Below are 15,720 nucleotides of genomic sequence, written 5' to 3'. Positions count from 1 at the left end.
CTACAGCTCCACCAGTCCCATCCGCAGCCGCGTCAACGCCCCGGTAGACACCCACGCCCACACCGCAACCCCCGTGGTGACAAACAGCGCGACCAGGGATACCACCAGGGCGCTATCCATCTGGCCCAGGATGATGTCGCGCATGGCAAAACCGAAGCTAAACATGGTCACCGCACCACACAGGGGCAAAAAGCCGATGAGGATGCGCGGCTTCCAAGTGCCAAAACCCAACGCGGCCCCCACGCCGAAGCGCAGCGCGGCCACATCAATGAGCACCCCGGCTAAGGCGGGATTGGCGTCGGGGCTAAGCACCGAGCCATCGTCGCTGGTGGCAAGAAGCCCCTGGGTATCGGCCACCGCCATGATCGCCCACCCAATCCAGGCGAGGGCGATGATCCCCAAGCACAGTCGGGCCACGGCTGCGGCGGCCAGCCGGGTCCCGGCCTGGCGGCGCCACAGCGGCTCGACCTCCGCCAGGATCGAGGCGGTCAGGTCCTGGTCCACCCGGTGGCCGGAGTGCGGGCGCACCTCCGTAGGGGTGGCAGACCCCGCGCTGAGCAGCCCCTGAAGTTTGACGGCCTGGCGGTAGAACGCCTGGCACTCGGGGCACTGCGCCAGGTGCGCCTCCACGACGTCATCGGCCAGGGTGCCAGGCTCGCCGTCCAGGCGCGCAGAGATCTCTGCCTGAATGCCGTGGTGATCGATCATGGGGTCAATACCCCGTCCACGCTGGCGCGCCCGGCGCCGAAGACAACGATCATGAGCAGCCCGGCGAGCATGACCACGGGAAACTCCACGGCCTCGCGGGCGGCCAGCATGTCCGGCCCCAGGTGCACAAAGTACAGGGCCGCAACCAGCAGCAGGGCCAAGGCGCCGGCGACGATGGTGCTCAACAAGCCCACCACCAGCAGGCCGCCGCCCAGGAGTTGGACCACGCCGGCGATCCAGGTGGACACGGTAGCCTGCGGCACTCCCCAGGCGGCGAACTGCTCAGCCGTGGCGGTGATCCCGTCTTGAAAAAGGATGCGCCACCCGTGAACGATGAACACCAACCCCAAAATTGCACGGAAAATCAGCAGTGCTGCATCCCTGACTACCGGCCTATCCATGGCACACAGGGTACCCGGCGCACTGCTGCGCGGCGATGTCACCCGCCCCCCAACGCCCGGCTAGTCCGCGTGGGCCGCGAGCTGATTGTCCACGTTTCCGGGGCTACCGGCCTTCCAGCCGACGGCCCCCATCACCACCGCGGAGACCGCCAGGCCGATCAGAATGGGCCGCCACGTACCCGTGGCGTTGAACACCACGCCCACCAGGAAGGGCCCGCCAGCGGCAAGGAGGTAGCCGACTGGCTGGACGAACCCGGACAGCCGCGCGGTGATCAGGGGCGTGGTGGTGCGCTGCGGGATAAGGGCAAGCGCGGTGACAAAGCAGAAGCCGCCGATACCCAGCAGCGTCGCCCACAGGTAGGGGGCGGCCGCAGGGGCGAGGATGAGGCCGACGTACCCGGTCAGGGTGCAGCACGAAAACGCGATGGCCAGCACGCCGGTGTGCGGCACCCGCGCGATGAGCGTGGGCACGAACAGCCCGCCGACGATGCCGAGCAGCCCGATGACCGCCAGGCAGGCGGCTGCGGTGCCGGGAGCGACGGAGGCGTCGATAAGCATCTTGGGCAGCCAGCCCATCTGCACGTAGGCGTTCATGGATTGCAGTCCAAAGAAGAACATGATGGCCACCGCCAGGGGGCTGCGCCACATGCTCGTGCCCGCGGTGGCCGCGGCGGCCGGTGCCGCCGGAAGCGCGGTGCGCAGGTGCACCCAGGCCCACATGACCAGCTGGATCGCCGCGGGAATAGCCCACACGCCGACGGCCCACCGCCACACCTGGTCCCCGCTGCCCCCGGCGGCCGACTGGGACCCGGGAAACAGCAGCGGAGACAGCGGCCCCAGGGCCGAACCCAGGCCCAGGACCGTGGTGTAGACCGTCATCCACAGCACAGTGTGGCGCCCACCGGCCGCCTTGACCCACGCCGGCAGCAGCACGTTGACCACCGCGATGCCCACCAGGACCGGGGCAGTCAAGGCGACGAACGCCCACGCGGAAGAAGACAGGGGACGCACCGCCTGCCCGCACACCTCCAGCACCATCGCCGCGACGAGCACCCCGGACAGACTCCACCGGCGCGCCAGCGGGACGGCGGCGACACCAAACAGCGCAAAGCACGCACCCGGCAACGCGGTGATAATGCCGGAGATCACCCCGGGCGCGTTGAGGTCGCGCATCATCTCATCGAGCACCGCGCCTACCGCGGCGATCGCGGGACGTAGGTTCACCGCGGCCAGCGCCACGGCAATGAACCCCGAAACCGCGCCCACCACCGGCTTTGCCCGCCGTGGCGTCGACGCGATGTGCGCACCAGTCATACTTGAGTCAATCCTCCTAGCCACCCCGGTCCACCCGCCGGGAGCCATCCGGCTCCCACAGCAGTCTATGAAAGTATGAATAGTACGCCCGTGGAGACCTCCACCCCTAACCAGCATCCAGCATCCGGCACCACCCTGAGCCCCGATGGGCTGCGCCGCCCACCGTGGGCCACGCGCACACCACTGCTCCAGCACTACTACGACACCGAGTGGGGCGTGCCCGTCCGCGACGAGGTCGGCGTCTTCGAACGCCTGGTCCTCGAAGGCTTCCAGGCTGGCCTGTCCTGGGAGACCATCTTGCGCAAGCGACCGGCCTTCCGCACCGCCTTCGCAGGCTTTGATCCGGACGCCGTCGCCGCCTTCACCCCCGCGGATGTTGCCCGATTGCGTGCCGACGCCGCGATCATCCGCAACGAGCGCAAAATCACCGCCGCCATCACCAACGCCCGCGCCACCATCGCCCTGCGCGCCGAGGGCGGGCTGCCCGCCCTGATCTGGTCCTACCAGCCTGACGTCACGCCGCTGCCACGCACCATGGACGAGGTGCCCTCCCAGTCCCCGGAATCCCGCGCCCTGGCTAAAGAGCTCAAGCGCCGAGGCTTCAGTTTCGTCGGGCCCACCACCATCTTCGCGCTCATGGAGGCCATCGGGGTGGTAGACACCCACCTGCTCGATTCCCATCGCCGCGGCTGCTCAGGGCTGTGGGATGCCCACGGCCGGCGCCGCAGCTAAGGGCCAATAAGAAAAACCCCTCACCAGGAGCCCTGGTGAGGGGGAATTGTGGAGCTATGGGGAATCGAACCCCAGACCTTCGCATTGCGAACGCGACGCTCTACCAACTGAGCTATAGCCCCGCGGCTGTGCACCGGGGGTGCGCAACGGATACATACTCTACACCCCTGGCCGCCAGCAGACGAAACCCCAGCTCAGCTAGGCTTTACGAGCCGCCCGATCGGCCCACCACCGCCGCAGATCCGCGTGAATACGCGCATACACCTTGGTCAACCCGCCGATGGCGAAGGCGGCAAAGATCGTGCCCTCACGGATCCCCGCCAGCTCGTGCAGGAACGCAAAGGAACACACCACGGAGATGAGCACCAGCGTCCAGTCGAAGATCTGCTTGCAGGTACCAAAGCTGCGCTTGCTCACAAAAGCCAGCGCCATGACCAGGCCCTCCCCCGGCAGGTAGGTCACCTTGGGCTGCACCTGAATATAAACACCCATGCTCATGATGATCGCGCCGACGACGGTGACCAGCCACTGCTGGGCGTAGCCCTCCGGCTGGACCCAACTGGTCAACTGCAGGCCAAAGTCACAAAAGAACCCAAAGACGAAACACAGCGGCAGCTGGACGAGCTGGAGCGGCTTGAAACGCCGGCGCAGCAGCGGGATTTGCAGCAGAAAAAACAACAGGCTGATCAGGATGTTGAGCTGCCCGAAGGTCAGCGGCGTTGCCAGCATCATCACGGCCGGCCACGAGGAGATGGGAGACGTTCCCAGCCCGCCGTGGACCATGATGGCCACTCCCAGCGACATGACAAAGGCGCCGAGGAAGAAGATCGCCCAACGCGCAATGTGGTGGCCCGCGGGGATGCGGGTGGCTTGCGTCTTATATACCTGGTGTTCATGAACTGACTGCGGGCTCGCCTCGCCACGCTGAATTATGGTCATGGAGTTCCTGTTCCTACCCTGTTTGTGCCCTCCTGGATGAAGGGCACCTGATTACGGCCACAAAGAAGCCGCAGGGCCCTGGGCGGGGTTCCCTGCGGAAGGTGTGCCTGGTAATCAGCTTAGTGCTATGCGGTCATCAGCCCGCTACTCGGGTGTCATAGTCCAGGTGCCGGCTCGTGCGGTCACGGTCTGCGACGGGGCGCGTCACGGTGCGCAGGTGGTGGAAATCCGGGCTGGCATCGTCCAGCTCCAGGACCACCGCCCCTGGGCGGCGCAGCTGCCGGGGGATGTGCAGCGCATCATCGTCGCGGTGGCGCACGCCCAGGCGGGCGCGGCGCAGGTGCTGGATACGCCGCCGACGCAGCTGCTCTTCCTGCTGGACCTGACGGCGCAGGGCCACCAGGTAGCTCACCAACAACGCGCCGGTGATCACGGTGGCGCTCCACGCCCAGCCGCCCCAGATAAACCCGGCGGCCACAGCCAAGGCCACAGCCCCGGCCAGGATGAGCAGGGCGCGCTGGCGGCGCTGGTAGCGGGTGGTGGCCACGCGGGCGTCTGCCTCTGGGTCCCAGCTGCCCCGCCCGCGACGGGCCGCGGCGAACTCGTAGTCTTCCGCGGTCAGGTCTGCGGTGCTCAACCGCGCCTCTGCGGCCGTGGTGCTTTCCTCCTCTGCCGCCGCGTCCGGCGCGAGCTGTGCCGCCGTTGCGCCAGCCTGGTCGGCCGGGTCAGCCGGGCCTGCCGCATCTGCTGGTGCCCCGTAAAGCAGGTCCTGCGGGTCGGTGTAGGAATCGTCATGCTCGAAGGGCTGTGCCTGCACCTCATCCGTCTCATCGACGGCGTTGTCCGTCTCGGTCAGCGGCTCCTGCTCCGGCGCCTCATCGAGTGAAGCGCTTTCCTCAGCATGGTCGAGGTCAGCGCGGCTCAGGGCGTGCGATCCCCCGACCACCTCGCCCTCGACGGTGTCCGCATCATGCGCATCGGCGGCCTGCTCCTCGTGGTGGTGCAGGCGCGCAGAAAGGTAACCGCGCAGCGCCACGGCCGTCCCCTTCACGCGTCCCGACGCCGCCGGGGCATCCTCATCGACGATGATGTCCGCCGCGTCTACCAGCTCATAGTCTTCTTCGTCCTCGTCATCCTGCAGTGCCGGGCGCACGTCGCTGGGGCGCAGGCGCGGGCGGCGTCGAGAAGCGGGAATATCGGTTCCTCCCTGATAGACCACCCGGGTCTCATCAAAGGCATCGCCTGCCCGAGACACCGGTTTGCGCGCGCCTTGAATCAACGGTGCCAGGACAAAAAGCCATAGCACCGCTATCACGGCAATCAACAGTCCGCTGTTCACGGGATCATCCGCCTTTCGGGATCGCACTGCATTGACCCACAAGCCGAGGGCGACGGCTCACGGTCACCCCAGGATAAGGCCCCTTAAGGCCCCCCTTTTGGAGGCACGCCGCAACACTCAGACTCAAAAACGGCTAAAACCGCACACCATTCACCGCACGCGCCCCTGTTCGCGCAGGTCCGCCACACAACTACCGGGAAAAGGACCGGCTAGTCGCGCCACAAAATAATGGTCCTGCCAGCGGCCATCAATATGCAGATTGGCCCGCAGATACCCTTCCTGCTCAAAACCGTTATGCGCCAGCACCGCCCCCGAGGCCGGATTGCTGTCCAGGTACGTTGCCGTCACCCGGTGCAAACCCACCCGGTCAACCGCGTGATCGACGCCCAGCGCGCACGCGGCAGTAGCTATGCCCCTGCCCCACAAACCCGAATACACCCAATACCCAATCCAGCATTCGCTTGCCGCGCCGTGCTGAATGCCCCCCAGCGTCACCTGCCCGCCGAAATGCCCATCGACCTCAATAACCAGTGGCACCACCGTGCCGCCTAAAGCGGCATCGCGCATGCCGGACAGGTAGGACCACCACTGGGTGGCGCTGTGCGCCAGGGCCCAGGATCCGTTGACCGTCGGCTCGACCGGGCGCAGGCGCTCCTCATCCAGGATGCGCAACTGGCTCCAGTCCTCCCCGTCGCGGCGCAGCAGGGGGCGCAGCCGTACCCGGGTCCCGTCCGGGAGGCACACCTGGGGCGTGGATTCTGGCCAGCCGGGATGCACCGGATCAACCGGGCCGTATGCGGGGCGGGCGAAGCGGCGTGCCGCCACGCCAAAGAGGTCAAACATCAGGAGTTTTGCGCCAGGAACAGCACATCAACCACGGCGCCGGGGCGGATCTGGTCATGGTCTTCCGGAATACGAATCATCGCGTTGGCCTGGGACAGCCCCGCGAGCAGGTGGGCGGGCGCCCCAGTCGCACCGCCGAGGCCCTCCACCAGGTAGTCCTGGGTTTGGGCATCGCGCATCAGCCGCGCGCGGACATAGCCACGCCGCCCAGGCAGGGAGGCCACGGAGTTCAGCGCCCGGGCGCGCACGGTCCGCCGGGTGGCGGCACGCTTGCCCAAGCTCAGGCGGATAAGCGGGCGCACGAAGAGTTCGAAAATGACCAGGCTGGACACCGGATTGGCGGGCAACAAAAACACCGGGGTCTCGCGCGGGCCGATGCGCCCGAAACCCTGCACGGAACCAGGATGCATGGCCACCCGGGTGGTATCAATCTCCCCCAGCTGGCTGAGCACCTGCTGAATGCGCGCCGAGCCCGCGCCGCCGACCGCACCGGAGATGACCAGGATCTCCGAGCGCATCAGTTGGCCCTCAATGATCTCCGCCAGGCGGCGCGACTCGCCCTCCGCGATACCCACCCGGTGCACATCTGCCCCGGCCTCCTTGGCCGCGGCTGCCAGCGAGTAGGAGTTGACATCAAAGATCTGGCCCAGGCCAGGATCGCGGTCGATGTCGACCAGTTCTGAGCCCACGGAGATCACAGACACCCGCGGACGCGGGTAGACCAATACTTTGGAGCGGCCCACCGCGGCCAACAATCCGATCTGTGCCGGCCCCAACACCGTGCCGGCGGTCACCGCCACGTCGCCTTGCTGAATGTCATCGCCGGGGCGGCGCACAAAATCCCCGGAGCGCACCGGACGGTGGGCGATGACTCGCTGGCGGCCGCGGTCGGACCAGTCGAGGGGGAGGACGGCGTCGGCAAGCGTGGGGATGGGCGCGCCGGTGTGCACGCGCACAGCCTGCCGTGGTTGCAGGCGCAGGGGCTGCTGGGAGCCCGCGGGAACCTCACCGACCACGGGCAACGAGGGATCCGCCGGCGGCGCCGGATGCGGGCCCGAGCCCAGCGCCCGCTCCCCGCCAAGATCCACTGCGCGCACAGCATAGCCATCGATGGCGGCCTGGGTAAACCCCGGAAGGTCGTTGGTGGCCACCACCTCTTCTGCGCACATACGGCCCAGCGCATCGACGATGGATATGCGGACCGGCTCAGGCACCGTGGCCGCAGCGGTCACCGCAGCAAACTGCTCTTCAACGGAGCGCACGCACCATCCTCCTTCTTCGGGTCATCGGGCTGACGATCACCGGGCTAGAAACCATCGTGCCCGGAACCACCGTGCTGGCAACCATCGGCTGAAGCCACCGAATGGGAGGCCACCAGCCGGGCGTTGAGCGCCCTGGGCGCCACCCGAGCATCGGCCGACGCCGTGGTGCCCGCGGGCCGAAGCCTACCGCGGCTCCGCACGCACCCGGACACATGCAGTGTAGTCACACCACCGCCCCCACCGGCAGCGTGACACCACCACAATCCGCACAGCCCACGCACCCCGCACACGGGCCCTCCGGCACCTGCCTGACTACTCCTGCCCGACTACTGCTGCTGGCCCTCATCCGCCGCAACATCCTGCTGGTCATCATCGCGCTCATGCTCCGCCAGGATCGCCGCAATGGCCTTGCGCAGGCCCGGTCCATAGACCGGATGAGACAACCCATAGTCAACGCAGGCCGGGATGTATCCGCCGGGGTTTCCCAGGTCATGGCGCTTACCCTCATGAATGACCACGTGCACGGGGTGGCCCTCCGTGATGAGCAGCTCAATGGCATCCGTCAGCTGGAGCTCACCGCCCTTACCCGGGGTGATCCGGCGCAGGGCATCAAAAATGGCCCGGTCCAGCAGGTAGCGCCCGGTGGCAACGAAGTTCGACGGCGCATCCTGCGGATCCGGCTTTTCCACCATGCCGGTGACCTTTTTCACCCGCGGGTCCGCGCCCGGCAGGTCCGCCACCTCGAAGACGCCGTAGTTGTAGACCTCCTCGTGGGGAACAACAAAGGCACACAGCACGGAGCCGCCGTACTCCCGGCGCACCTGCGCCATCTTTTCCATCACGCCCATGGGAAGGACAAGGTCATCCGGAAGCATGACGGCCACCACGTCTTCATCATCATCCAGGACGCTTTCCGCCAGGGATACCGCGTGCCCCAGGCCGAGGGGACGATCCTGGGTGACGGGGACGGCGTCGATAATGTGACTGGAGTGCTGCACCTTGCGCAGCTGTTCGTCCTTGCCGCGCTCATGAAGGGTCTGTTCCAACTCCGGGGCCGGATCGAAGTGCGCGAGCACGCCCTCCTTGTTCGGCGAGGTGATCACCGCCAGCCGCGAGGCCCCCAAAGAAGCGGCCTCATCAGCAATCAGCTCAATGCCAGGGGTGTCCACCACGGGCAGGAGCTCCTTGGGAACGGTCTTGGTCGCCGGAAGGAACCGCGTACCCAATCCTGCCGCCGGGACAACGACAGTCTTTACCGCATGTACGTGGTTCTCTATAGGAGCATTCATACGTTCCAACCCTACCCAAGCAGCCCCCTACCATTAAGAATCACGCCCCCTCAAATGGGTGTAGGACAGCCCACGCAACCGGAACCACTACCCTGGTCCCGTGTGAACCTTTCGCCGCGCCGTTCCGCAAAATCCGCCGCCCGCGCGCACTACCGCCGCGCCCGCGCACAGCTTCCCGCAGCCACCCGCGCCGCCGCCTCCCGCGACATCGTCCGCCACCTCAGCGAACTGCTGCGCACCCGTCGGCCCCGCCGCATCGCCGCCTACGCGCCCCTGCCCGAAGAGCCCGGCTACGACACGCTTCTCGACGCCCTCCTGGCCACCCCCGCACCCCTCCTCCTGCCCATCGTCGGCGACGCCGGCACGCTGACCTGGGCACCGATCAGCAGCCGCGCGCAGCTGCGCGCCGACAACCCCATGGGGATTGCGGAACCCGCGACCCCCGCCGCAACCCACATGACCACGCCGGCGATGCTGGACACCACTGACCTGGTAATAACCCCAGCCCTGGCCTTAACGCCCGACGGCTACCGGCTGGGCCAAGGCGGCGGATTCTATGACCGCGTGCTCGCCGCCAGCGCCACGTGCCCCGCCCCTCCGCTGTTCGTCGCACTCGCCTTCTCCCACGAGATCAGCGCCGACCTGCCCATCGAGGACCACGACCGCGCCGTCGCCATGATCATCACCCCGCAAGGACCCCGCCACACGCACGGGGAACCAACGCCCCCGGGAGGCGGTCCAACAATGGTGTGAACGATGCCACGACAGCTCCCGCAACCAACCCACTGAGCCGGGTCCGCTCCGCGCTAGCCACCCCCGGCTGGCGGCGCATGGTCCTCGCCCGGCGCGCCGCCGCCGGCCTCCTCCTCGCCCTTGCCGCCATCACCGCCTTAGCCGCACACGGCCACCGCGACCCGCAGGTCACCGTCTTTGCCCGCGACGTCGCCGCCGGTACGCCTCTCGACGCCGCCGACCTGACCACCCAGGCGATCCCCCAGAATCTCATCCCTCCCGCCCTGGGCGCCGAGGTCCCCGATCCGGCCGCCCTGATCGGCCACGTCACCGTCTCCGCCGCGCTCGCTGGAGAAATAGTCACGCCCGCGCGACTGGTCAGCCAGGCAACCGCGCGAGACCTCCTAGCCAACCCCGCTGATCCGCGCCCCGCCACGCTGGTGCCCATCCCTCTAGCGGCTACCGACGCCCTCCCGCTGCTCACCCACGGAGACACCGTCACCGTAGTCACCCACGATGACGCCTCGGCTGAACCTAGGATCATCGCCACCGGCGCCCGGGTCGTCCTTGCCGGCGCACCCGCGGCACCCGGATCAGACTCCGCTCGACCCCAGGCAACGGGCACCACCGTCCTGCTCGCGTTGCCCGAACCAGAGGCCGCTGTGGTGGCAGCGGCAGCCCTCCACAACCCCCTGGCAGTGATTGTCACCGGGGCACGCGCCCAACCGGTAGGATGACGCCGCGCCATCTCCTTGTTCAACAATTTTGAGAAGGGATACCCCCATGAAGGTACTCAAGGGTTTTAAAGACTTTATCCTGCGCGGCAACGTCATTGAGCTGGCCGTCGCCGTGGTCATCGGCTCCGCGTTCACCGCGATTGTTACCGCGTTTTCCCAGAGCATTATTAACCCGCTGATCGCCAGCCTCGGCGGGAGCGCCGAGGTCTCTGGCCTGGCCATCCAGCTGCGCCAAGGAGACCCCGCCACCCGCCTCGACTTCGGCGCCGTGATCACCGCTGGGTTGAACTTCCTCATCATTGCCGCCGTGGTGTACTTCCTGCTCATCGCCCCGATGAACAAGATCAACGAGCTTCAGCTCAAGTATCGCGGGGTGACCGAGGAAGAAGAGCAACCCGCGTCCTTGGAGGCCAACCTGCTGGCAGAAATCCGCGACCTGCTCGCCGAACGCCGCCCCACCGCGGCTGAGACGACTTCCGCAAGTCGTGACAATTCTGCCCACCCCGAAAAAGCGGCGAACACGGGGAACACTGCCGGTCCCGCCAGCCCCGCTCACCCCAGCTAGCTCCTAGCCCCCGTGGTGGGGAGGCCGCTGCTCCTTGAGATACGTCTCCCGGTCCACCGGCTCCTCCCCCTCGAAGATCACCGGGCGGGCGGCATCCGCATCCACCCGTTCCGGGTCTGTCTGTGCCCGACCGGACCACATGCCTGGGGAATCCCAGCCGCCGTCTGGCGAGCCCGACTGGGCGGCCCGTTGGCTCCGTCTGCGCGGCTTGCGCTGTCTAGACACTAGACTCCCGAATCCTGGAGATCATCAATAACAAAGTGGGCGAGCGGCTGCATCGTGGCAATCCCATCTTGAATGGCCTCTGGCGAGGCCGCTAGGTTGACCACCAACGTTGACCCAGAAACCCCGGCAATCCCGCGGGACACGCAGGCATCAATAGCGCCGCTATGCCGTCCGGTCTGACGAATTGCCTGCGCAATACCGGGAACCAGAATATCTAATACGGAGCGGGTGGCCTCCGGGGTTTTATCGCGCGGTCCTACTCCCGTTCCGCCAATGGTGACGACAAGGTCAACACCGCCAACAACGGCCGTTTCTATGGCATTGCGAATCTGCGATTTCTTTGACCGCACGGCCACGACCGCATCAACATCAAAACCGGCAGCAGACAGCGATTCTGCAACCAGACGCGGAATGTTGACCCCAACCTCATTGATGTGATCCGTGACTAATACCGCCAGGGATTTTCGGGGAGGGCGTACATGAACTTCCCGCTCGGCCGCCAACAGGAAATTGGCATCAGGCTCCGCTACATCTTGAAGCGCCGATCCTTGCGCCTGCGTGGCATCATCAACGGCCGTGGCGAGGGTCTTGTTCATGTGTGGCTGCCCTTCATAGGAGAGTGTGTTCGCACCTGCCCCGGCGCGAAACCTGCGGTGCACGTGGGCCTACGCCGAGGAGGTGTCCTGTCAGATATAACTTAGCCGTTCGACAGCGTCACCTCTACCCTTATGGGATCATTGCTTCCTTCTCGGATAACTTCCAAGGTCACAGTCTCGCCGAACTCGTGCGAGCGCACCGCCGCGATCAGCGCATCCGCCGATTCGATATTGCGCTCATTGAGCTTGGTCACAACGTCGCCCTGACGCAGGCCACCGGCAGCGGCCGGCCCGCCCGGGCTGACGTCATTAATCACAGCTCCTGGCACGTTGGCGCCACCGCCGGGCACATCATCACGCAAGACATGCACCCCCAGCAGCGGCAACTGTGCCTTACCGGTGCGCTGCAATTGCTCGGCGATCCGCTTGGCAAAGTTCGAGGGAATGGCAAAACCAAGCCCGATGGAGCCGCCCTGCTGCATGCCGGCGCTCAGCGAGGCGATGCCCGAGTTCATCCCGATGAGATGGCCCTCCATGTCCACCAGCGGGCCACCAGAGTTACCCGGGTTGATCGCCGCATCGGTTTGGATGGCATCAATAAGGGAGGATTCCCCGCCGCCATCAGAGGCACGCACCGGACGGTTAAGCGCCGAGACGATGCCGGTGGTCACAGTAGAGGTCAGCCCCAGCGGGGAGCCGATGGCTACCACCGGCTGGCCCACCTGCACCTGCTCCGAGTTGCCTAAGGTGATTGCCGGCAGGCCCTGCACACCCTTGATCTTCACCAGAGCAATATCGGTGTCCTTGTCGGCGGCAACAAACTCCCCCTCGTGGGTAGAGCCATCATTGAGCCGCACCTGGATGCGGCCATTACCGCCCTCCGTACCAGCAACCACGTGGGCGTTGGTCAACACCAACCCATCCGAGGACAGGATCGACCCCGAGCCTTCTCCACCGCCGGTGCGCGTCATCACCTGGATGGACACCACGGAGGGCAAGACTGATTGTGCAACCTGCGCGACAGAGCCCTGGGGAGCGGCGGGCTTTTCCGCCGAGCCGGCGCTGGGTGCCTCAAGAGAGTTGACCACCTCCTGCTGCGGCGTCGCACGGTTACCCACCACTACCCCGGTGATCGAACCCGCCGCGATCGCCGCGACGGTGACCATCGCCAGGGTGGGCAGCACCCCGAATTGAAGCTTCTTTTTTGCTTCGGGTGCGGCGGCGGGGGCGTCGATAGGCCCAGGAGTCTGCGCGGGCCCGGATGCCTGATAGTCCGGCTGGCCCTGCGGTGCACCAGCATGATGACCCTGCCCCGCGACGGAGCCGTCTGCGGGAATCTGCTGCGTATCCTCCCAGGTTGCCCACGTGCGGTAAGGGGAACCCTCCCCAGCGCCGCCGGCGGGAGTCCCGGTGGGTGCTGCGGGGGCCTCGGCGTCGGGACGCGAATACCGCGTCGAGCCCGATGACACCGGCCGTGATGGGGGCTGGTGAGATGTCACGTTTTCGCCTGACGCACCCCCGGGCTGGGCCGGCTGGCTGGACTGTTGAGGAACGCCTGCCCCGGCGGCAAAACCGGTGTTGGGCTCAGGTGAATGAGTGGGCTCGGCACCGTGACGGGGGCGTTCGGGCTGAGAAGACAAGCTGTCACTATGAGTCATGAGCACGATTATGGACCCGCGCACTGCGGGTTGTCTTGTGTGGGGGTCACAAGCACATAAGACTTGCTGAGCGTTCCCTGAATGTCTCCAGGACGATACCCGTGTGTCGGAAGGGGCGCGCTACCGAAGGCTCCTCACCGCCCAACCCACCCAGCCTGCGCTTCCACAAAAAGCACAACCGCCCGCAGCACCCTGCACGGAAATGATCCATGCCATGGGCGCTGCGGGCGGGCGGGTGCCTATCTGACGCTGGCGCACGTGCAAGCGGAAAGCGCTTGCCGGCCTAGTCAGTTCGCGGCTGGGAGCTTAGAACTGCTCCACATCCACCAGGCCGAGCTGGGCGGCCTTGACCAGGCGGCGCGGGATACGCACGGTCTGGCCGTCGATGGTGACCTCCTGGAGGGCAACGTTGTTGGCCTTCCACTGCGAACGGCGCATGTGCGTGTTCGCGCGGGACTTACGGAACTTAGGTACTGCCATTTTCCTTTTCCCTCCTTACCTTTAAGCCTGGGTCTTCTTCTTGCGGCGGGCCATGCCACCGAAGCGACGCTGGAACTTCTCCACGCGGCCGGCGGTGTCCATGACACGCTGGGCGCCGGTCCAGAACGGGTGCGACTCACTGGTCACGTCGACCACGATGAGCGGGTACTCCTGGCCGTCTTCCCACTCCACGGTGCGCGAGCTGGTGGCAGTCGAGCGGGTGATGAACTGGTGGCCGGTGCCGGCGTCACGGAAGACTACCGGGTGGTAGTCAGGGTGAATGTCCTTCTTCATAAACTTCGAAATCCCTCAGGGTTGAACTTCAGGTCGTCTCTGCACGCCGATGATCACTGGGTATAAGCCGCTGACCACGGTGCGCGATCGTGCCTGAGTTGGGCGTCGATGAACCTTTGACACCTTACACCTGTGCCGCCTGTGAGGAAAATCCCTCCCCTCGCGTGCGCCGCCACCAGGCCCGTGGGGTGATCCACAGGACCACCGCGGCGACCGCCACCAAAGATAGCCCCATGATCACCCAGCTCACCGGCCCTTGGTCAAAACCCCACACCAACTGACACACGGGCATCACCAGATGAAAAGCGCCGTGCACGCCGACACCCCACCACACCGACCCGGTGTTCAGCACTAAAACCGCCGCCAACAGCCCTATACCTAGCGGCAATACCAGGTAGATCAGCCGCTGCCCCCAGCCGTCTTGCCCACCTTGGGAGACCAGATGGATGACCATAAACCACAGAGTGGTCACCACCAGCGCCGTCGCAGGGCGGTTTTTGCCCAAGCGCAGCAACCAGCCACGGAAGAGCAGTTCCTCAGGCAGCGCCTGCAACGCCACCCCGCGAGCCAGGAGGAAGACTGCCATAACAACCCAGCCTGCGAGTCCCGTTTGTCCCACCGCGCCTGCTGCCTGCGCAGGCGCCGGCGCAACGGCCGCGGCCAAAAGGCATGCGGGAATCAATCCCACACTGGCCAGCGCCGCCCCGGCACACACACCCCCGACAATCCCGCCGGAGTGCTGCGGAGCAGCCAGAATGGCTTTGATACTGTCACGGTCCACCCAGCGCAGCCACGCCGCAAGCAGCGCCACCACGAGTATCGCGGCAAGCACGTAGCAGCCGGACATCCACAGCGCCCCACGAATCTCGTTCGGGCCCAACAGGCTGAACCCAAGGGCGATCAGCCCCATCGTGGCAACGTTGGCAAGCAGCAAAATGGCCACTGCGCAGACACCCCGCACCGCCAAGCCTGCCGCACTGAAAGGGATCAAGGGCCTAGGGGCAACCGCTGAGTCACCGGTGGCGGCTAAGGGGCCGCGTTCGGGCCGTTGGGTATCCGCAAGTACCCGTTTCATACTCATACCCTGATCATGGAGGGGATATACCAGGGAAACAATGGGGGATCGCCCTGATTTTGCTACCTCCAGACAGCTGGGACGGCTGCCCTCGGCGAGACGGCGGGATTAGGACGCACCCCAGGGTCCATGTATGATGGTCCCTTGCTGTTGTCGAAATCATTCGTCTTTCGCCCCGTCAGCTGGCACAAACAGCGCCCCGACCTGCCCTTTTGCCGGATTTTCCGGCCCATATCGGGTGTGGTGCGGCGCGGTTTATTGCTGTGATGTGGGCGGCTAGGAGAAAGTTAACCCATGTCGGCTATTTGCCAGGTCACGGGACGCAAGCCGCAGTTCGGCAAGTCCGTCTCGCACTCGCACCGCCGTACGTCGCGCCGTTGGAACCCCAACATCCAGCGCCGTCGGTTCTACCTGCCCTCCGAGGGCCGTACCATCACCCTGAATGTTTCCACCAAGGGTCTCAAGATCATCGACCGTGACGGCATCGAGGCCGTTGTCGCCAAGATTCGAGCACGTGGGGAGAAGATCTAA

At 66.0% G+C, this 15,720-nt stretch carries 19 protein-coding genes and 1 tRNA gene; 5 read left to right on the top strand and 15 right to left on the bottom strand.

Translation table 11 applies throughout. The annotated features are described in order from the left end of the window. From LH390_RS03400 to LH390_RS03390, 3 genes are read right to left on the bottom strand one after another with little or no spacing between them, the layout of a single operon-like run. Nucleotides 1-708: a zf-HC2 domain-containing protein gene (locus LH390_RS03400; RefSeq protein WP_227280585.1), complete on the bottom strand. Its 708-nt coding sequence runs from the start codon at nt 706-708 to the stop codon at nt 1-3. Then, a complete protein-coding gene (locus LH390_RS03395; protein ID WP_227280586.1) occupies nt 705-1,109 on the bottom strand; it encodes a DoxX family protein in 405 nt (134 codons plus the stop codon). Before LH390_RS03395 ends, LH390_RS03400 begins: the two co-directional genes overlap by 4 nt. A 60-nt stretch (nt 1,110-1,169) precedes the next feature. Further along, the gene (locus tag LH390_RS03390; RefSeq protein WP_227280587.1) at nt 1,170-2,423 is read right to left on the bottom strand and encodes an MFS transporter; all 1,254 of its coding nucleotides are present in this window, start codon (nt 2,421-2,423) and stop codon (nt 1,170-1,172) included. A 75-nt stretch (nt 2,424-2,498) separates the two neighbouring features. Here LH390_RS03390 and LH390_RS03385 point away from each other — a divergent pair, with 75 nt between their 5' ends. Next, entirely contained in the window at nt 2,499-3,155 is a 657-nt protein-coding gene (locus tag LH390_RS03385; RefSeq protein ID WP_227280588.1) for a DNA-3-methyladenine glycosylase I, read from the top strand. A gap of 49 nt (nt 3,156-3,204) precedes the next feature. Here the strand turns inward: LH390_RS03385 and LH390_RS03380 are convergent. From LH390_RS03380 to LH390_RS03355, 6 genes are all read right to left on the bottom strand, one after another. Continuing rightward, nucleotides 3,205-3,277, bottom strand: a tRNA-Ala gene (locus tag LH390_RS03380). A 76-nt stretch (nt 3,278-3,353) separates the two neighbouring features. Continuing rightward, nucleotides 3,354-4,094 (bottom strand): YczE/YyaS/YitT family protein, encoded by a 741-nt coding sequence (locus tag LH390_RS03375; RefSeq protein ID WP_227280589.1) that lies wholly within the window; start codon nt 4,092-4,094, stop codon nt 3,354-3,356. A 136-nt stretch (nt 4,095-4,230) separates the two neighbouring features. Further along, nucleotides 4,231-5,433 carry a divisome protein SepX/GlpR gene (gene sepX / locus LH390_RS03370; RefSeq protein WP_227280590.1) on the bottom strand — a complete coding sequence of 401 codons (1,203 nt, stop codon included), beginning with the start codon at nt 5,431-5,433 and terminating at the stop codon, nt 4,231-4,233. A gap of 150 nt (nt 5,434-5,583) precedes the next feature. After that, a complete protein-coding gene (locus LH390_RS03365; protein ID WP_227280591.1) occupies nt 5,584-6,276 on the bottom strand; it encodes a GNAT family N-acetyltransferase in 693 nt (230 codons plus the stop codon). Next, a complete protein-coding gene (glp, locus tag LH390_RS03360) occupies nt 6,276-7,538 on the bottom strand; it encodes a molybdotransferase-like divisome protein Glp (RefSeq protein WP_227324364.1) in 1,263 nt (420 codons plus the stop codon). The genes LH390_RS03365 and glp overlap by 1 nt, the downstream gene beginning before the upstream one ends. A gap of 326 nt (nt 7,539-7,864) precedes the next feature. After that, nucleotides 7,865-8,827: a UTP--glucose-1-phosphate uridylyltransferase gene (locus tag LH390_RS03355; protein ID WP_227280593.1), complete on the bottom strand. Its 963-nt coding sequence runs from the start codon at nt 8,825-8,827 to the stop codon at nt 7,865-7,867. A gap of 102 nt (nt 8,828-8,929) precedes the next feature. Between LH390_RS03355 and LH390_RS03350 the strand changes: the two genes are divergently transcribed. Genes LH390_RS03350 through mscL form a run of 3 tightly spaced genes read left to right on the top strand, consistent with a single transcriptional unit; the run spans nt 8,930 to nt 10,861 of the window. Further along, a complete protein-coding gene (locus LH390_RS03350; RefSeq protein WP_227280594.1) occupies nt 8,930-9,580 on the top strand; it encodes a 5-formyltetrahydrofolate cyclo-ligase in 651 nt (216 codons plus the stop codon). After that, complete coding sequence (locus LH390_RS03345) at nt 9,577-10,296, top strand: SAF domain-containing protein (protein ID WP_227280595.1); 720 nt, start codon at nt 9,577-9,579, stop codon at nt 10,294-10,296. The genes LH390_RS03350 and LH390_RS03345 overlap by 4 nt, the downstream gene beginning before the upstream one ends. A gap of 46 nt (nt 10,297-10,342) precedes the next feature. Further along, complete coding sequence (gene mscL / locus LH390_RS03340) at nt 10,343-10,861, top strand: large conductance mechanosensitive channel protein MscL (protein ID WP_227280596.1); 519 nt, start codon at nt 10,343-10,345, stop codon at nt 10,859-10,861. Nucleotides 10,862-10,864: 3 nt separating this feature from the next. Here the strand turns inward: mscL and LH390_RS03335 are convergent, their stop codons facing one another. From LH390_RS03335 to LH390_RS03310, 6 genes are all read right to left on the bottom strand, one after another. Continuing rightward, nucleotides 10,865-11,086, bottom strand: coding sequence for a hypothetical protein (locus LH390_RS03335; RefSeq protein WP_227280597.1), 222 nt, complete (start codon nt 11,084-11,086; stop codon nt 10,865-10,867). Next, a complete protein-coding gene (locus LH390_RS03330; RefSeq protein WP_227280598.1) occupies nt 11,086-11,682 on the bottom strand; it encodes a MogA/MoaB family molybdenum cofactor biosynthesis protein in 597 nt (198 codons plus the stop codon). The genes LH390_RS03335 and LH390_RS03330 overlap by 1 nt, the downstream gene beginning before the upstream one ends. Before the next feature lie 101 nt (nt 11,683-11,783). Continuing rightward, nucleotides 11,784-13,340: a trypsin-like peptidase domain-containing protein gene (locus LH390_RS03325; protein ID WP_227280599.1), complete on the bottom strand. Its 1,557-nt coding sequence runs from the start codon at nt 13,338-13,340 to the stop codon at nt 11,784-11,786. A 306-nt stretch (nt 13,341-13,646) separates the two neighbouring features. Next, the gene (gene rpmF / locus LH390_RS03320; protein ID WP_227280600.1) at nt 13,647-13,820 is read right to left on the bottom strand and encodes a 50S ribosomal protein L32; all 174 of its coding nucleotides are present in this window, start codon (nt 13,818-13,820) and stop codon (nt 13,647-13,649) included. Nucleotides 13,821-13,841: 21 nt separating this feature from the next. Beyond that, nucleotides 13,842-14,114, bottom strand: coding sequence for a type B 50S ribosomal protein L31 (locus LH390_RS03315; protein WP_227280601.1), 273 nt, complete (start codon nt 14,112-14,114; stop codon nt 13,842-13,844). A 124-nt stretch (nt 14,115-14,238) separates the two neighbouring features. Next, on the bottom strand, nt 14,239-15,057 hold the full coding sequence (locus LH390_RS03310; RefSeq protein WP_227280602.1) for a CPBP family intramembrane glutamic endopeptidase: 819 nt from the start codon (nt 15,055-15,057) through the stop codon (nt 14,239-14,241). Nucleotides 15,058-15,483: 426 nt separating this feature from the next. On the opposite strand from LH390_RS03310, the gene rpmB reads away from it, so the two are divergent. Beyond that, nucleotides 15,484-15,720, top strand: coding sequence for a 50S ribosomal protein L28 (gene rpmB, locus LH390_RS03305; protein ID WP_227280603.1), 237 nt, complete (start codon nt 15,484-15,486; stop codon nt 15,718-15,720).

It is taken from the genome of Corynebacterium uberis (assembly GCF_020616335.1).
GTDB lineage: Bacteria > Actinomycetota > Actinomycetes > Mycobacteriales > Mycobacteriaceae > Corynebacterium > Corynebacterium uberis.
This window is presented reverse-complemented; position numbering and strand designations above follow the sequence as displayed.

Bases quoted from the DNA above. Each gene is read 5' to 3' on its own strand.
- LH390_RS03330 (WP_227280598.1), bottom strand. From the start codon at position 11,682: ATGAACAAGACCCTCGCCACGGCCGTTGATGATGCCACGCAGGCGCAA.
- LH390_RS03390 (WP_227280587.1), bottom strand. From the start codon at position 2,423: ATGACTGGTGCGCACATCGCGTCGACGCCACGGCGGGCAAAGCCGGTG.
- LH390_RS03365 (WP_227280591.1), bottom strand. From the start codon at position 6,276: ATGTTTGACCTCTTTGGCGTGGCGGCACGCCGCTTCGCCCGCCCCGCA.
- rpmB (WP_227280603.1), top strand. From the start codon at position 15,484: ATGTCGGCTATTTGCCAGGTCACGGGACGCAAGCCGCAGTTCGGCAAG.
- rpmF (WP_227280600.1), bottom strand. From the start codon at position 13,820: ATGGCAGTACCTAAGTTCCGTAAGTCCCGCGCGAACACGCACATGCGC.
- LH390_RS03375 (WP_227280589.1), bottom strand. From the start codon at position 4,094: ATGACCATAATTCAGCGTGGCGAGGCGAGCCCGCAGTCAGTTCATGAA.
- mscL (WP_227280596.1), top strand. From the start codon at position 10,343: ATGAAGGTACTCAAGGGTTTTAAAGACTTTATCCTGCGCGGCAACGTC.
- LH390_RS03325 (WP_227280599.1), bottom strand. From the start codon at position 13,340: ATGACTCATAGTGACAGCTTGTCTTCTCAGCCCGAACGCCCCCGTCAC.
- LH390_RS03355 (WP_227280593.1), bottom strand. From the start codon at position 8,827: ATGAATGCTCCTATAGAGAACCACGTACATGCGGTAAAGACTGTCGTT.
- LH390_RS03400 (WP_227280585.1), bottom strand. From the start codon at position 708: ATGATCGATCACCACGGCATTCAGGCAGAGATCTCTGCGCGCCTGGAC.
- LH390_RS03395 (WP_227280586.1), bottom strand. From the start codon at position 1,109: ATGGATAGGCCGGTAGTCAGGGATGCAGCACTGCTGATTTTCCGTGCA.
- LH390_RS03315 (WP_227280601.1), bottom strand. From the start codon at position 14,114: ATGAAGAAGGACATTCACCCTGACTACCACCCGGTAGTCTTCCGTGAC.
- LH390_RS03385 (WP_227280588.1), top strand. From the start codon at position 2,499: ATGAATAGTACGCCCGTGGAGACCTCCACCCCTAACCAGCATCCAGCA.